Source organism: Hydrogenovibrio sp. 3SP14C1 (assembly GCF_029625905.1).
Lineage (GTDB): Bacteria > Pseudomonadota > Gammaproteobacteria > Thiomicrospirales > Thiomicrospiraceae > Hydrogenovibrio.
This window is the reverse complement of record NZ_JARTLM010000019.1, coordinates 1-1,096: the sequence shown is the minus strand read 5'-3', so window position 1 is coordinate 1,096 and position 1,096 is coordinate 1. Positions and strand designations below refer to the sequence as shown.

Sequence of the window (1,096 nt, the reverse complement as noted above, 5' to 3'; positions counted from 1 at the left end):
ACTCAAGCGCAAACTGATGCCGGAGCCGATGATACTGTTGCTGTGACGCCTAAAAAACTGAGATGGGGGTTTTCAATATCTTTGACCCAAAATGGCTACATGATATTTCCCTCTTGGATGGGTGGATTAATTATCCAGTGGGGGTTAGTAGTTGTGAACGAAACAATCGCCGCAAATACATATTATGTTGATAACGTGATTTTTCCGACAACATTTCCTAGTGCTCTTTTTGCTGTATTAAGTTCGTTGTCAACTGGAAATGCTCCAAATCAATTTGCCAACATATCTGCTGAACAGCAAACAACGTCAGGGTTTGATGCTTATTATTCAAATGGCTCAGGTGGTGGTGTAAGAGGAATTAGATGGATTGCAATTGGAGTATAAAATGAAAGTATATTTTTCAAAGTCAAAACCGGGCTTCTTTTTAGACGCTGTAAAAAAAACTTGTGAGAATTTAAAATCTTGGCCGACTGATGCCGTTGAGATGACAGCTGATGAAATTTCAACCTATCATGGAAAGCAACCACCAACAGGTAAGCGACTTGGTGGAGACGCAAATGGTCGCCCAGTATGGGTAAATAAACCGCAACTTTCTGTGGAAGAGCAAGCCATTGTAGATAATCGACTAGCTAAACACACTGGTGAACTCTATGCTGATTCTGGCATTACCGTACCGTTCACTAATGAAGTGGCCAATGGTTTAATGCAGATAAAAAACGGATTTGATGCCGCAGCCGCATTAGTAGCAGCAGGTGACATGTCACAAGCAGATTACGACGCTTTAAGTGTAAACTTAGAGATTAGTTCCACGGTTAAACTGCCATTAACACCAGCCACTATTCTGCCATTTTCGGCTTGGTTTTGGACAAAGCGAAGTGCCTTTTTCTAAAGTAATAAGAAGCGGAGTTCATGTCGAAGTGCTGCTGCCTCATTCATGGTGGCAGCGTCCATATTATAAGCTTACTCATACCATTGAATGCGCTGGACACTTCGTTCCAGAAGGTTTTATATCAGACGGCGCGACCGTTCCGCGCATCTTCTGGCCTATCTTCCCTCCAATCGGACGCTACCTAAAAGCCACTCTGGTTCACGACTA

The 1,096-nt window shown here is 42.9% G+C and carries 3 protein-coding genes; all 3 read left to right on the top strand.

Translation table 11 applies throughout. The features are described from left to right. Positions 1-384 (top strand): gp53-like domain-containing protein (locus P8629_RS11450; RefSeq protein WP_278166262.1); only part of this gene is annotated, 384 nt, incomplete at its 5' end. 1 nt (position 385) lies between these two features. Beyond that, positions 386-889: a hypothetical protein gene (locus P8629_RS11445; RefSeq protein ID WP_278166261.1), complete on the top strand. Its 504-nt coding sequence runs from the start codon at positions 386-388 to the stop codon at positions 887-889. Then, a partial coding sequence (locus tag P8629_RS12880; protein ID WP_442908701.1) for a DUF1353 domain-containing protein occupies positions 876-1,096 on the top strand: 221 nt, incomplete at its 3' end. The genes P8629_RS11445 and P8629_RS12880, both read left to right, overlap by 14 nt.